This window comes from Vreelandella piezotolerans, from assembly GCF_012427705.1.
Classification (GTDB): Bacteria; Pseudomonadota; Gammaproteobacteria; order Pseudomonadales; family Halomonadaceae; genus Vreelandella; species Vreelandella piezotolerans.
This window is the reverse complement of sequence record NZ_CP048602.1, coordinates 821,227-834,713: the sequence shown is the minus strand read 5'-3', so window position 1 is coordinate 834,713 and position 13,487 is coordinate 821,227. Positions and strand designations below refer to the sequence as shown.

Here is a 13,487-nt window from a genome sequence, read left to right as displayed (position 1 = left end):
TTGGGCTTATTTCTTATCCGACTCGTCATCGCTATCCGGGTTGACGTGGTGCGTATCGGGCATGGGGTTCGCATCGTCATGATGGTCGTCGCGCTGGTCTTTCTTTTGATCGTCTTTATCCGGAGACATAGTCCCTCCTACTCCTTGGTGGTCGAGCTTGGTGATCGAGAAAGTGGCTGTCTACATATGACTCTGGACAGGCCTCACTCACTATAGCCGCTGACACGTTGATTGCCATGCAGCACGGCAGGTCTCCCAAGGCTGATCCAGCACCCAAAAAAACATAAAAAGTCAATTAAAACATAGAATTAAAAAAACCATAGCCGCCATAACCGTGTAGATGAGCAGTTTAAATAGCTTTTATTAATTCTGGCTATACATCGCCGCTGCTGTCGCTGCGTCGTTTGCCCTTCTCTTCGCCGTTGGTCTACGTTGAAAGCTCCCCGTCGACAGCCAGCCACCCAGGAGACGGGCCGCCCTGTCGACAGTTCGAAGCGATTCGTGCACACAAAGGAGTGACCGCACATGAGCGAACAGCAGCAGCCCCCACAGCATCAGGACAAGCAGCCCGGCGACGAGTACGCCATGCGTCCGGAGCCGGAGTACATTCGCGAGAGCTATCGCGGCACCGACAAACTGCGCGATAAAGTGGCGATCATCACCGGCGGTGATAGCGGTATTGGCCGCGCCGTGGCCGTGCATTTTGCCCGTGAAGGGGCGGATAGCGTGATCGTGCACCTCAAAGAGACCAAAGATGCCGAAGAAACCAAGCGGCTCGTGGAGGCGGAAGGCCGCCGTTGCCTAGTGCTGAAAGGCGACGTGGCCGAGCCTAGCTTCTGCCGAGAGATCGTCGACCGTACCCAACAAGCGTTTGGCAAGATCAACATCGTGATCAATAACGCCGCCGAGCAGTACGACTGGGACGACATCACCGAGATCCCCGACGACCAACTGATGCGGACCTTTCAAACCAATATCTTCAGCCACTTCTACTTGACCAAAGCGGCGCTGCCCCACTTGAGCGAGGGCGATACGATCATTGCCACCTCGTCGATCAATGCCTTCAAAGGCAACGACACGCTGATAGACTACACCGCCACCAAAGGGGCCATTCAAGGCTTGGTGCGCTCTTTGGCGATGTCGCTGATGGAGCGTGGCATTCGTGTGAACGCCGTGGCCCCCGGTCCCATCTGGACGCCGCTGATACCCGCGAGCTTCGAGGACGATAAAGTGGCGGAATTTGGCAACCAAGTGCCGATGAAGCGCCCGGGCCAACCCAGCGAAATCGGCCCGGCGTACGTCTACTTGGCCAGCGAAGAGTCGTCGTATATGAGCGGCCAAACCATGCACTTGAACGGCGGCGTAATTCTCAATACCTGAGTAGCATTCCGGGGCGGCGTAGCCGCCCCGGCCACTCACCACTCACCTTTTTCCACTCACTTTCATCCCGCCAAATTTTTCACCAGCACCTTGGATTTACGAGCATGGTTGTAAGCTTCGCGCCTCAACGGCGGCAGGTCTTCTAGGCTTGCCGGGCGGAAGCCGCGCTCGACGAACCAGTGGGCCGTGTGGGTGGTGAGCACGAACATGTCGGACAGCCCCCGCTGGCGGGCGCGTCGTTCAAGGGCTTCGACCAGGCGCTCGCCGCGCTCGCCGCCCCGGTAGTTGCCGTGAACGGCCACACAGGCTAACTCACCCACGGTGGTGTCGGGGAAGACGTGCAGCGCCGCACAGCCGATCACCATACCGTCGCGTTCGATCACCATGTAATCGTCGATCTCGTGCTCCAGCCGCTCGCGGGAACGCGCGACCAGCATGCCACGCCGCTCTAACGGCTCCAGTAACTCGAGCAGACCTGCCACGTCGTTGAGGGTGGCGGGGCGAAGCTGCTCGTAGCGATGCTGGGTGATCATGGTGCCCACGCCGTCGCGGGTGAACAGCTCGCCCAGCAGCGCATCGTGGTTACGCCAGGAAAGTAGGTGGGTGCGCGCCACCCCTTCACGGGCGGCGGTGCAGGCGGCGTTTAAGTGCCGCGCCAGCTCGCTGCCGGGCACGGCCTGCTGCAAGCGCGGTTCGGCTTCGAAAGGCGAAAGCTGGCGCAGAAGCGCGCCCTGCTCGTCCTCCAAACCGTCCGACTCGCCCAGCAGAATCAGCTTGTCTGCCTTGAGCGCCACGGCGGCGTGCTGGGCCACTTCAGAGGCGTCCAGATCGAACACTTCTCCAGTGCTGGAGAACCCCAGCGGCGGTAGCAGCACCAGCGATCCTTTATCCAGCAGCCCTTCGATGGCGCTGGCGCGCACCCGGCGCACTTCGCCGCTATGGTCGAAGTCTACGCCTTCACGCACGCCCAGCGGCTTGGCGGTGACGAGGTTACCGGAAATCACGCTAAGCTCGACACCGTGCAGCGGCGTGCTGGGCAGGCCCAGCGAGAGCCGCGCTTCCAACCAGAGTCGCTGGTGAGCGGCCACCTGCTCCACATGAGCCATCACGGCGCGGTCGGCCACCCAGCGGCCATCGATGCGGGTAGGCTCGACACCGGCGGCCGTCAGCGCCTCGTGCACTTGGGGGCGAATGCCAAACACCACCACCAAGCGCACGCCCAAGGTGTGCAGCAGCGCCAAGTCCTGAATGAGCTGCTCCCCTCGGCCAGACGCCATGGCTTCGCCTTCGATCAAGATGACAAAGGTTCGCCCCCGGTGGGCATTGATGTACGGGGAGGCGTTACGAAACCAATCTACGAAGGGGAAACGAGTGTCCAAGGGCCGCTCTCCGGCAGCAGGTGAATGAAAGTGACGCTAGTTACTTTAACAGAGCACCAAAAACAGCGGCACCTTCTATTGCAACGATCTCATAAGAAGATCATCTGCAAAGAAGGTGCCGCTGTAGGTCAAACAGTGTCGTCTTGGCGTGCCGAACGTTTAACCAAACATGCCTTTGAACATGAAGAAGAACAGAATGGCCAAGCCCGCGCCAGCCGGCAGCGTGATCAACCAGGACATGGCAATGGTGCCAATCACGCGCAGGTTCAACGCCGCCATCCCGCGCGCCAAGCCGACGCCGAGAATGGCCCCAACCAAGGTGTGGGTCGTCGAAATCGGCAGGCCGGTACCCGAGGCGAGCACGACCGTGGTGGCCGCTGCCAGCGTCGCCGCAAAACCGCGGCTCGGGGTCAGTTCGGTAATGCCGGTACCGACCGTGGCGATCACTTTATGGCCGTAGGTCACCAAGCCCACGACGATACCGCCGCCCCCCAACACCAGTACCCACCAGGGCACCAGCGCGGACGCTTCGATTTCACCGCCGGTTTGCACCACGCTGATGACCGCTGCCAGCGGCCCCACGGCGTTGGCCACGTCGTTAGAGCCGTGGGCAAACGCCATGGCGCAGGCGGTAAAGATCATCAGCACGCCAAACGCGCGCTCTACGTTGGCGTAGCCAAAGTGGTCGTTGGCGCTCTTTTCGAACTTGATACGGCGAAGCATCAGCATGCCGATGCCCATGATGACCAAGCCGATCATGATCGATAGCAGCAGGCTCTGGTTGAAGGTGAGATCGAGCCCCACGTGGGAGAGACCTTTGGTCAAGGTCACCATGGCAACGATGAACCCTACCAAGAACACGTAGCCCGGCACGTAGCGCTTGGCGGCCGTGAACGGGTTATCGTTCTCGAAGATCAGGTGGTGCACCGATTTGAACAGCACGAAGCCGATGGTACCGGCCAGCAGCGGGGAAACGACCCAGCTGGCAGCAATCGTGGTCACCGCGCTCCAATCGACGGTAGACGCCCCCAGACCGGCGACCGCAAAGCCTACGATCGCACCGACGATGGAGTGCGTGGTGGAGACGGGCCAACCTTTCACCGAGGCCACCAGCAGCCACGTACCGGCGGCCAACAGCGCCGCCAACATGCCGTACACCAAAAGTTGCGGGTCTTCTTGCAGCAGTTCGGGGTCGATGATCCCTTTACGGATGGTGTTGGTCACCTCGCCACCCGCCAGCCACGCGCCCAGGAACTCGAAGATCACCGCAATGATGATCGCCTGTTTGATGGTGATCGCTTTCGACCCCACCGAAGTGCCCATGGCGTTGGCCACGTCGTTGGCCCCCACGCCCCAGGCCATGAAGAAGCCGAACAAACAGGCCAGAATGATGAAGATGTCACCGTGCTGAGCAATAATCTGCATGAGTATCCCTTAGCGTGCGGTCAAAATCTGCAGGCGGCTGCCCACGCGCTCTGCGCGGTCAGAGACTTCACCGACCCACTCGATGATCTTGTAGAGAAAGATCACGTCCACCGGCGGCAGTTGGCTCTCCAACTCGAACAGTTGACGACGGATCGCCACCTGCTGGCTGTCGGCCTGATGTTCGAGGGTGTGGAGTTCGCGGATCATGTTCTGCATGACGTCGGAAACGTTGCGACCAAAGCCGGACTCCAGCAGGTCTTTCAACTCTTCCAATGCTTGGCGCGCTTGGGCCACACACGCGACACTGGTACGCATGTAGTCACGCATCGGCTCGGCCAACACGTCGGGCACGCGCATTTTACGGCCCAGCATGATGCCGGTAATGTCGCGGACTTTATTGGCGATCTTGTCCTGCACGCTGATCAGGTCGAGCAGGTCAGAGCGCGAGACGGGCAGGAACATAGTGTTGGGCAAGTTCAGCCGCAGCTCTGTCTTCAGGGTGTCGGCGTCGTGCTCTAAGCGCGTCACGTTCTCGCGCAGTTCTGCCGCCGTATCCCAATCACCGGTCAACGTGGCCTCGAAGAACGGGAGCAGTTGATCGGCACATTCATTGGCCTTGACGATGTGGGCCAGCAGCGGCTGGAATGGCGAGCGGCCAAACATCGCGGAAAAAGGGTTGGAGGTTACCATATAGCCTTTAGCCTGTTTTCGGGGAGCCTGGAAATGGCGGGCGCCAGTATAAAGAGTGCGCCCGCCGCCGTCATGAAAAGTTCATAATGTCATCAAAAATTAACCGAAATGTCACAATATCGAGGTGGCGATTGTCATGAAAGAGTCAACCAAAACGCCAGCCCTTACGGAAGTGGAGCTCAAGCTGGCCCTGCCCAGCGGTCAGTCGGGTGCGCTGTGCCATCATCCGTTACTGGCCGCGACGTCACCGCACCAGCAGCAGCTCGCCAACACCTACTTCGATACCCCCACAGGCGACTTGGCCGCCGCACGGGTGGCGGTGCGCCTTCGCACCATTGATCAGCAAGTGCTGCAAACCGTTAAAACGGCCGGCCAGGGCGGTGGCGGACTCTCCAGCCGACAGGAGTGGGAGTGGCAAGTTCCCTCCGCCGCTCTCGACCAGGCGGCGCTGGCAGAGCTGCCTCCGTTTCAAGGGGCGCTTGGCGATTGCATCGCAGCGCTGCGCCCGACGCTCAGCACCGATTTCACCCGGAAAAGCTGGCAGTTAGTATGGCAAGACAGCGACATCGAATTGGTGCTGGACGAAGGAGAGATCGTCTGCGGCAGCGCGCGAGCGCCGATTCGTGAAGTGGAGCTGGAACTGAAAGCCGGTGCCCCGGCAGCGCTCTGGACGCTCGCCGTCGAGTTGGCGAGCCAAATAGCGCTGCGCCCCTCCGATACCAGCAAGGCAGCGCGGGGCAATGCCCTAGGCCACCAGCACTGGCCGCTGCCCACCGCCAAGCGCCCTGCCGAGTGGCTGCACCGCGCCACCGTCGCGCTGGACGCCTATCATGATAGCGGCGACGCTGCGCATCTAAACGCCGCACGGCAGGCGCTGGATACGTTGGCCCAGCACCCCCAGCTCGATAGTGCAGCGCGCAGCGAGGCAGAAGCACTGCCCAACGCGCTGAATGCCCAAGGCATGCCGTCGACGACCTACGGCGTTGCTGCGTTAAATCTGGCCCGTCGCTTGGCCCACGAAACCGCGCTACGCTAACCACACTGCCCGATTGATGAAGCCGACTTCAGGATGATGCAATGAGCTTTCCCCTTACGCCCGGTGCCGACGGACTTCGCGCCCGGCTGTTTCACATTATTTTCGAATCCGATACGCCGGGGGCCAAGGCGTTCGACATTGCGCTCATCGTCGCCATCCTGCTGAGCGTGACGGTGATCTTGCTGGGCAGTATCGAGATCTATGCCGAACGTTACGGGCAGCTCTTCTTCTACGTAGAGTGGGCCTTTACGCTACTGTTCAGCCTGGAGCTGCTGGTCCGTCTTTACTGTTTGGAGCGCCCGACGGTCTACCTCAAGAGCTTTTATGGCATCGTCGATGTCGTGGCCATCATTCCCACTTGGCTGGTGCTGCTGGTGCCGGGCGCCCATGGGCTGGTGATCGTGAGAATTCTGCGCGTGCTGCGGATTTTTCGCATTTTACGGCTGATGGAATTCGTCGGCGAAGGTCGCCTACTGCTGGATGCGCTCAAACGCAGTCTGCGCCAGATTCTGCTCTTTTTTAGCAGCATTCTCATGGTCGTCACGCTGTTTGCCGCGCTGATGTACACCATCGAATCGCCCGAGGCGGGCTTTACCAGCATTCCCATGTCGATCTACTGGGCCATCGTGAGCATGACCACGGTGGGCTATGGTGACATCGTGCCCGCCACCCCCCTAGGGAAAGCCATCACCGTCATCCTGATGCTGATTGGCTACTCGATCATCGCCGTGCCCACCGGCGTGTTCTCGGCCCAAGTCATTCGTTCGATTCGTGAAGACCGCTACTCGGAAGAGGCCTGTCCTGGCTGCGGCCACGACCGTCATGAAAAGCGCGCCCGCTACTGCCTACGCTGCGGCACTTGGCTGGATGAAGATAGCGAAGACCCACGCAAGAAAGCGCAGAAAAAAGAGGACGACACTGACGATGACACACCAAGCGAGTCGTAGCGCTCATGCGGAAACGGGGGCGCCAAGCGCCCCCGTCGTACGACACGTTTAGTATCCGTCTTGAAACGGGGTGATGTCGCCACGCCCTTCCCGCACGATTTTTGGCGGCAGTTCGCGCAGGTCGATCACGCTGGTGGGGTCGAGGTGGCAAGCACCGCCGTCGATAATCAAATCCAGATGAGCCCCATAGCGGTCGCGGATCTCCTCGGGGTCGCTCATCGGCAGCGCCTCACTCACAGGAATGAGCGTCACACTCATCAGCGGCTCACCCAGCGCGTCGAGCAGCGCGTGGGTAATTCGGTGGTCGGGCACCCGTACGCCGATGGAGCGGCGCTTGGGATGCAGCAATAGGCGCGGCACCTCGGTGGTGGCATCGAGAATGTAGGTGTAAGGGCCCGGGGTATGGGCCTTTAGCAGTCTAAATACGGCGTTATCCACCTTGGCGTAAGTACCTATTTCGGACAGGTCCGAACACACCAGGGTAAAGTTGTGCTTGTCATCCAGCGAGCGCAGCCATTTGATTTTCTCGATGGCTTTTTTTTCGCCTAGATGGCAACCCAGCGCATAGCCCGAGTCCGTGGGGTACGCCACCACGCCGCCTTTGCGAATGATCTCGGTGGCTTGATCGATCAGCCGCTTTTGCGGGTTTTCCGGATGTATCTGAAAGTACTGGCTCATCGATGACTCCTAGTCGGCAGAGGTGAGAGTGTTCTCTTCAGCGTAGCTGATTCAACCGCTTAACACCCACGGGCCAGCATGCCACTGGGGGCATCGCGCAGATGAGCCAAGCGAGGATGCTGCCAAATCGGCGGCGCGGCGGTACGGGGTACCGGGCTCATGCTGCCGGGGGCGGCATGGCTGCCGGGAAAGTGGAAGTCGCTACCCAGTGAGGCGTATAGCTCGCGTTCGACGAGCTGGCGCGCAAGGTCGCGGGTGGTGTCCGGGTTTTGCTGTCCGCTCACTAGCTCCACCCCTTGGCCTCCGGCGTCCATGAAGCTATCCATTAGCAGACCGCGTTTCCGCCGAGTGAGCCCGTAGCGTAGCGGATGAGCCAGCACGGCCACCCCGCCAGACGCCACGACCCAACCCACCACTTCGCTGATCTCCGGCCAGTGGGCTTTAACATCGCCCTTCTTTCCGCTGCCTAGATAACGTTTGAACGCGCCGGCCCAGTCGGCCACCACGCCTTCCGCCACTAGCGCCCGGGCAAAATCGGGCCGCCCGAGCGGGCGATCGCTGCCCGCCTGGGCGCGGGCTTTTTCCAGCGCATTGGGCAGCCCCATCTTTTCTAATCTTGCGGCGATCACGTCGGCACGCTGGATGCGCGCGTCGCGCTGGCGCTCCAACCCCTCGACCATCGGCCCCTGCAAGCCGCCTGGCATCAGCGCAACCACATGGATGCCGATGCCCTGCCAGCGAGTGGACAACTCGCACCCAGGCACTAGGCAGAGCCCCTGCTGCTGGGCGGCGATGCTCGCTTCCGCCACCCCCGCCATGGTGTCGTGGTCGGTCAAGGAGAGGTGGGTGACACCGCGTTCGGCACACAGCGCGACCAGCTCGGTAGGCGAGAGCGCACCATCGGAAGCGGTCGAGTGCATGTGCAAATCTACCGTGTAACGCTGGTCGGCTTCGAAGGCGGCGGGCAGTGCCGTCGCAAGAGCATTAGGAAGTAGGGGCATTAGCATGACGCCGTGTGGCGAGTTTGTCAGAATAGGCGTGTACAACACGAACAGGCTCGCCATGGTGCGCGCTAACCGGGGTGCGGTCAATGTATTGACCTTGACGACAACGTCGCCACGTCCCCTGCCTTCAAGGAGTTATACCCATGCTTTATGCCATTATCAGCGAAGACGTTGCCAACAGCCTAGAACGCCGCCTGGCGGCTCGCCCTGACCACCTTGCGCGTCTGGAAGCACTGCGCGACGAGGGGCGGCTCATTTTGGCAGGCCCACATCCCGCCATCGATGCCGATAACCCCGGCGATGCAGGCTTTAGCGGCAGCTTGGTCGTGGCGGAATTCGACAGTTTAGAAGAGGCGCAGGCATGGGCAGACGCCGATCCTTACATCATCGCTGGGGTCTATGCCAAGGTAATTGTTAAGCCATTCAAAAAAGTTTTGCCTTGACGCTTTGGGGCGAGTATGGAGGGTCCGCCCGCTTTTTCACAGAGCCTGTGGAAAACTCTGTGAAAACCCGGCGGACGCTTTTCTATAAGCCAGAGATAGCGCCCCGATGAACAAATTGATCATTTTTTAACCAGCCATTCATTACCCACGGATGCCCGCGTGACACAACGCCCTGCTCAAGCTCCCACCCTGCCGCCACTGGCGGCATTGAGCGCCCCACAGCTCACTTGGAACGACACATCACCCCACTCGGACGCCTTCGACGACGTCTATTTTTCCCGTGAGGATGGCCGTGCCGAAACCGAGCACGTGTTTTTGGGAGCGAACCGGCTGCCAGAGCGCTTTGCGGCGTGGCAGGCATCGCGGGCGTTCGTGATCGGCGAAACGGGCTTTGGCACTGGCCTCAATATGCTCTGTGCGTGGGCCTGTTTCGAGCAGAACGCTCCAGCCGACGCGCGACTGCACCTGTTATCCACAGAAAAATTTCCGTTAAGCCGGGAAGCGTTGACGCGCGCGCTCAGCGCCTGGCCCTCGTTGGCGAGTTATTCACAGGTGCTATGTGCCCTCTGGCCTGACGCGGTCAGCGGTATTCACCGCTTACATTTAAGCGAGCGTGTCACCCTCGACCTTCACTTTGGCGACACCACCGAACGGCTCAACCTGCTGGACGGCCAAGTGGATGCCTGGTTTCTCGATGGCTTTGCACCCTCGAAAAACCCGGATATGTGGCAACCCGAGTTGTTCGAGGCCATGGCCGCCCGGTCTCGCCCGGGGGCGACGTTCGCCACCTTTACCTGCGCGGGCATCGTCAAGCGCGGCCTGAAAGCGGCGGGCTTTCACTGGCAGAAAGTACCGGGGTTTGGCCGCAAGCGAGAGATGCTGGCTGGTGGCATTGAAACACCCCCAACCGATGCGCGGCGCAGCGCAACGCCCTGGTTCATGCCCCCCACTCACCGCGACGCGCACCATGTGGTGGTGATCGGCGCGGGCCTGGCGGGAAGCAGCGTGGCGGCGGCGTTGGCCAAGCGCGGCAAACGGGTGACGGTCATCGAGCGCGACGCACCAGGCGCAGGCGGCTCCGGCAACCGCCAGGGGGCGCTCTATGTGAAGCTGGCGGTAGATACCAACCTGCAGAGCCGGTTCTATTTAGCGGGACTTCTGTATAGCCAGCGCCAGTTTGGACAGCTGGCGGCGGCTCATCCACAGGAGCCGCCGCTTTGGCAGCCGTGCGGCGTCGTGCAGCTGGCGCTCAGCGATAAAGAGGCCACGCGCCAACGCCGCTTCATGGCCCATCACCCGCTGCCCGCCTCCGTCGTGTCGGCACACACCGACACCACACTCAGCGAGCTGGCGGGCGTGCCGGTCTCGGCCTCCCAGGGGCTCTACTACCCACAAGCGGGATGGGCACGGCCAAAACGGCTTTGCGAGCAGTGGTTGCACCACCCCCGCATTACCGTGCAGCAGGGCGACGTCACCGGGCTGGCACAGACATCGGAACAGACACCGAGATGGCAGGTCGCGCTGGCCAATGGAGAGAGGCTACAGGCCGACCACGTGGTGATCGCCACGGCGTCGCTGGCCAATCGGTTTACCCAAACCGCCGAATTGTCGCTGCAGCAGGTTCGGGGCCAGGTCAGCGAGCTAACGCTGCCAGAAGGCACCCAGACACCGGATAAAGTGGTGTGCGCGGGAGGCTACGTATCGCCGTCCATCGAGAACGTACTGACCTTTGGTGCAAGCTTCGTTCCCAACGACGCGACGAGCCACGTCATCGACAAAGAGCACCAGCGCAATATCGACGAACTGCGCCAGGCGCTGCCAGAGTGGGTGGCCGCGCTTGAGGCTTCCGGCATTTCATTACGCCCAGAGTCGCTGGAAGGCCGGGCTGCGGTGCGGGCCGCCAGCCCCGATAAAACCCCATACGCGGGGCCGGTGCCCAACGCGGCGGCATGGCAGAGGGACTATGCCGTGCTGCGCAAGGATGCCTCGAAAGTGCCGTCCATCCCCGGTGAACACTACCCAGGGCTGTGGATATCCACCGCGCATGGCTCCCGAGGACTGGCCAGCGCGCCGCTATGTGCGGAAGTCATTGCATCGCGCCTTTGCGATGAGCCGCTACCCGTCGAGCAGCCGCTGGTGGACCATCTTCATCCGGGGCGGCGGCTGATCACCGCGCTGGTGCGGGCTCAGTAGTCGCCCTCCTCCTCGTCATCTGCCAGCTCTCGCCCAAACGAGCGCCACTGGGCGAGAGTCATCACCTCAGTCATCTCGAGCTCTAAGTCGTGGGCAATGATCAGCTCGTGACGGTCAAGCTGCTGCTTGAGCTCGGCGACCCAGCCGCTCATGCCTTCGCCGGTATCGGTGGTGTCATACCCTTGGCGGGTGACGAAGGCTTCCAATAGCGCGGTGAGGGTGTCCGGCGGCAGCATGCGCGCCGGGACTTCGATAAAACGGCTCATTCACTCTGCTCCCAGGCGGCCAAGCGCTCGATGAACGTGGCTTCGTCGATCACCTCGACCCCCAGCTGTTCGGCTTTGGCGAGTTTGCTACCCGCTGCCTCACCCGCCACGAGGCAGGTCGTTTTCTTGGAGACACTGCCCGCCACTTTGGCGCCTAACGCTTGCAGTCGCGCTTTGCCTTCGTCGCGGGTCATGCTGTCCATCGTGCCGGTCAGCACCCAAGTCTGCCCCTCCAGCGGCGTGGGACCTTGCGTCACCTCGGCCTCTTGCCAGGTCACGCCCGCTTCGATCAACGCTTGCAGCGTCTCCAAGTTATGGGGCTGGCGGAAAAAGGTGTGGATATGCGCAGCCACCACGGGGCCCACGTCATTGACGGCCTCCAGCGCCGCCAAATCGGCCTCTTGTAACGCTTGCAGCGTACCGAAGTGGTTGGCCACATTGGCCGCCGTGGCCTCGCCCACCTCACGGATGCCCAGCGCGTAGATGAACCGCGCCAGCGTGGTCTGCTTGGCTTTTTCCAGTGCATTGACCAGGTTGGTGGCGGACTTTTCGCCCATGCGCGGCAGGCTCTTCAACGGATCGACGCCAAGGTGGAACAGATCGGCCGGGGTTTTCACCCACGCCTGTTCCACCAGCTGTTCGATCAGCTTCTCCCCCAGGCCGTCGATATCCAGCGCTTTACGGCTGGCGAAGTGTTTTAGCGCCTCTTTACGCTGGGCGGCACAGTAAAGCCCACCGGAGCAGCGCGCCACGGCTTCGCCTTCGATACGTTCGATATCCGAACCGCACACAGGGCAGTGATCTGGAAAAACGATCGCCCGGGCGTCCGCCGGACGCTTCTCTTCATCCACGCGCACGACCTGAGGAATGACGTCGCCCGCGCGGCGAATCGCGACCGTGTCGCCAATCATCACGCCCAGGCGACTAATCTCATCGGCATTGTGCAGCGTGGCATTCGAGACCGTCACCCCGGCGACGGTGACCGGCTCCAACCGGGCGACCGGCGTAATGGCGCCGGTGCGTCCCACCTGAAACTCCACGTCGTTTAGGGTGGTGACCTCTTCCTGAGCGGGGAATTTGAACGCCACCGCCCAACGCGGCGCGCGGGCAACGAAGCCCAGCTCCCGCTGATGGCGCAGGTCGTTGACCTTGATCACCACGCCGTCGATGTCGTAGCCCAGCTGATCGCGCTTAGCACCGAGCTGCTCGCAGTAGTCCGCGACGGCGTCGGGGCCTTGCAGCGTGGTGAGCTCTGTACTGGTGCGAAAACCCAATGTGGATAAACGGGACATTAGCGCACTGTGGGTGGTGTCGCCCAAGTCGGGCTCCAAGCGGGCGGCTTGGTACGCGTGAAACTCCAACGGGCGGGTCGCCGTAATGCGCGGATCGAGCTGGCGCAGGCTACCGGCAGCGGCGTTACGCGGGTTGGCAAACACCTTGCTGCCCTCCTCTCTGGCCCGCTCGTTGAGGGCTTCGAACCCGGCATGGCGCATGATCACTTCGCCGCGCACTTCCAGTAACTCAGGCACCTGTTGGCCCATGAGTTTGAGCGGTACCGAGCGCAGCGTGCGCAGGTTGGAGGTGATGCCCTCCCCGGTGCGGCCATCTCCCCGCGTCGCGCCGCTGACCAGTACGCCCTGCTCATACACCAGCGAAACCGCCGCACCATCCAACTTAGGTTCGCAGCTAAACGCGATCTCGCTGGCTTGGCACTCCAAACGCTCCGCAACGCGCTCGGCAAAGGCCGCGATGTCACCACGGCTAAAGGCGTTATCCAACGACAGCATGGGTATGGCGTGGGCGACTTCGGGGAAGCCCTCTGCCGGGGCGGCACCGACTCGTTGAGTGGGCGAGTCGGGGGAGATCAGCTCGGGGTGCTCGCTCTCTATCTGTTTCAAGCGCTGCAGTTTACGGTCATAGTCCGCATCGGTGAGCGTGGGTTCGTCCAGCACGTAATAACGGTGATTGGCATCATCGAGATCGGCGCGCAGCTGGCTGATCTCTTCCAACAGAGTGGGGTCAGGCTGACTCATTCAGAAATTCCGA

13 protein-coding genes are annotated in these 13,487 nt (G+C 61.5%); 5 read left to right on the top strand and 8 right to left on the bottom strand.

Annotated features, from left to right (window positions below; all coding sequences use genetic code 11):
- Nucleotides 1-6 precede the first annotated feature (6 nt).
- Nucleotides 7-129: a hypothetical protein gene (locus GYM47_RS18465; protein WP_255303816.1), complete on the bottom strand. Its 123-nt coding sequence runs from the start codon at nt 127-129 to the stop codon at nt 7-9.
- A gap of 396 nt (nt 130-525) precedes the next feature.
- On the opposite strand from GYM47_RS18465, the gene GYM47_RS03850 reads away from it, so the two are divergent.
- Nucleotides 526-1,380, top strand: coding sequence for an SDR family oxidoreductase (locus GYM47_RS03850; RefSeq protein WP_139525169.1), 855 nt, complete (start codon nt 526-528; stop codon nt 1,378-1,380).
- A 62-nt stretch (nt 1,381-1,442) separates the two neighbouring features.
- On the opposite strand, the gene argA is transcribed toward GYM47_RS03850, so the two are convergent.
- From argA to GYM47_RS03835, 3 genes are all read right to left on the bottom strand, one after another.
- Nucleotides 1,443-2,759 (bottom strand): amino-acid N-acetyltransferase, encoded by a 1,317-nt coding sequence (gene argA, locus GYM47_RS03845; protein WP_153842171.1) that lies wholly within the window; start codon nt 2,757-2,759, stop codon nt 1,443-1,445.
- Between the two features lie 159 nt (nt 2,760-2,918).
- Nucleotides 2,919-4,184 (bottom strand): inorganic phosphate transporter, encoded by a 1,266-nt coding sequence (locus GYM47_RS03840; protein WP_153842170.1) that lies wholly within the window; start codon nt 4,182-4,184, stop codon nt 2,919-2,921.
- A gap of 9 nt (nt 4,185-4,193) precedes the next feature.
- Nucleotides 4,194-4,874: a TIGR00153 family protein gene (locus tag GYM47_RS03835; RefSeq protein WP_139525166.1), complete on the bottom strand. Its 681-nt coding sequence runs from the start codon at nt 4,872-4,874 to the stop codon at nt 4,194-4,196.
- 136 nt (nt 4,875-5,010) lie between these two features.
- Between GYM47_RS03835 and GYM47_RS03830 the strand changes: the two genes are divergently transcribed.
- Together GYM47_RS03830 and GYM47_RS03825 are read left to right on the top strand one after the other, a co-directional pair.
- Complete coding sequence (locus tag GYM47_RS03830) at nt 5,011-5,910, top strand: CYTH domain-containing protein (protein ID WP_153842169.1); 900 nt, start codon at nt 5,011-5,013, stop codon at nt 5,908-5,910.
- 41 nt (nt 5,911-5,951) lie between these two features.
- Nucleotides 5,952-6,857 carry an ion transporter gene (locus GYM47_RS03825; RefSeq protein ID WP_139525164.1) on the top strand — a complete coding sequence of 302 codons (906 nt, stop codon included), beginning with the start codon at nt 5,952-5,954 and terminating at the stop codon, nt 6,855-6,857.
- 48 nt (nt 6,858-6,905) lie between these two features.
- On the opposite strand, the gene GYM47_RS03820 is transcribed toward GYM47_RS03825, so the two are convergent.
- Both GYM47_RS03820 and GYM47_RS03815 read right to left on the bottom strand, forming a co-directional pair.
- Nucleotides 6,906-7,535 carry an L-threonylcarbamoyladenylate synthase gene (locus GYM47_RS03820; protein WP_153842168.1) on the bottom strand — a complete coding sequence of 210 codons (630 nt, stop codon included), beginning with the start codon at nt 7,533-7,535 and terminating at the stop codon, nt 6,906-6,908.
- A 59-nt stretch (nt 7,536-7,594) separates the two neighbouring features.
- Nucleotides 7,595-8,536: a PHP domain-containing protein gene (locus tag GYM47_RS03815; RefSeq protein WP_153842167.1), complete on the bottom strand. Its 942-nt coding sequence runs from the start codon at nt 8,534-8,536 to the stop codon at nt 7,595-7,597.
- A 146-nt stretch (nt 8,537-8,682) separates the two neighbouring features.
- Between GYM47_RS03815 and GYM47_RS03810 the strand changes: the two genes are divergently transcribed.
- Both GYM47_RS03810 and mnmC read left to right on the top strand, forming a co-directional pair.
- Complete coding sequence (locus tag GYM47_RS03810) at nt 8,683-8,982, top strand: YciI family protein (protein WP_139525161.1); 300 nt, start codon at nt 8,683-8,685, stop codon at nt 8,980-8,982.
- A gap of 159 nt (nt 8,983-9,141) precedes the next feature.
- A complete protein-coding gene (gene mnmC / locus GYM47_RS03805; RefSeq protein WP_153842166.1) occupies nt 9,142-11,175 on the top strand; it encodes a bifunctional tRNA (5-methylaminomethyl-2-thiouridine)(34)-methyltransferase MnmC2/FAD-dependent 5-carboxymethylaminomethyl-2-thiouridine(34) oxidoreductase MnmC1 in 2,034 nt (677 codons plus the stop codon).
- On the opposite strand, the gene GYM47_RS03800 is transcribed toward mnmC, so the two are convergent.
- On the bottom strand, nt 11,169-11,441 hold the full coding sequence (locus GYM47_RS03800; protein WP_139525159.1) for a YheU family protein: 273 nt from the start codon (nt 11,439-11,441) through the stop codon (nt 11,169-11,171). The two genes, mnmC and GYM47_RS03800, sit on opposite strands and share 7 nt — an antisense overlap.
- Entirely contained in the window at nt 11,438-13,474 is a 2,037-nt protein-coding gene (gene ligA, locus GYM47_RS03795; RefSeq protein ID WP_153842165.1) for an NAD-dependent DNA ligase LigA, read from the bottom strand. Before ligA ends, GYM47_RS03800 begins: the two co-directional genes overlap by 4 nt.
- Between the last annotated feature and the right edge of the window lie 13 nt (nt 13,475-13,487).

What these genes read in the sequence shown, in the direction of transcription:
- GYM47_RS03800 (WP_139525159.1), bottom strand. Translation starts at nt 11,441, where the DNA reads ATGAGCCGTTTTATCGAAGTCCCGGCGCGCATGCTGCCGCCGGACACC.
- GYM47_RS03815 (WP_153842167.1), bottom strand. Translation starts at nt 8,536, where the DNA reads ATGCCCCTACTTCCTAATGCTCTTGCGACGGCACTGCCCGCCGCCTTC.
- GYM47_RS03850 (WP_139525169.1), top strand. Translation starts at nt 526, where the DNA reads ATGAGCGAACAGCAGCAGCCCCCACAGCATCAGGACAAGCAGCCCGGC.
- GYM47_RS03835 (WP_139525166.1), bottom strand. Translation starts at nt 4,874, where the DNA reads ATGGTAACCTCCAACCCTTTTTCCGCGATGTTTGGCCGCTCGCCATTC.
- GYM47_RS03810 (WP_139525161.1), top strand. Translation starts at nt 8,683, where the DNA reads ATGCTTTATGCCATTATCAGCGAAGACGTTGCCAACAGCCTAGAACGC.
- GYM47_RS03820 (WP_153842168.1), bottom strand. Translation starts at nt 7,535, where the DNA reads ATGAGCCAGTACTTTCAGATACATCCGGAAAACCCGCAAAAGCGGCTG.
- GYM47_RS03830 (WP_153842169.1), top strand. Translation starts at nt 5,011, where the DNA reads ATGAAAGAGTCAACCAAAACGCCAGCCCTTACGGAAGTGGAGCTCAAG.
- GYM47_RS18465 (WP_255303816.1), bottom strand. Translation starts at nt 129, where the DNA reads ATGTCTCCGGATAAAGACGATCAAAAGAAAGACCAGCGCGACGACCAT.
- ligA (WP_153842165.1), bottom strand. Translation starts at nt 13,474, where the DNA reads ATGAGTCAGCCTGACCCCACTCTGTTGGAAGAGATCAGCCAGCTGCGC.
- GYM47_RS03840 (WP_153842170.1), bottom strand. Translation starts at nt 4,184, where the DNA reads ATGCAGATTATTGCTCAGCACGGTGACATCTTCATCATTCTGGCCTGT.
- GYM47_RS03825 (WP_139525164.1), top strand. Translation starts at nt 5,952, where the DNA reads ATGAGCTTTCCCCTTACGCCCGGTGCCGACGGACTTCGCGCCCGGCTG.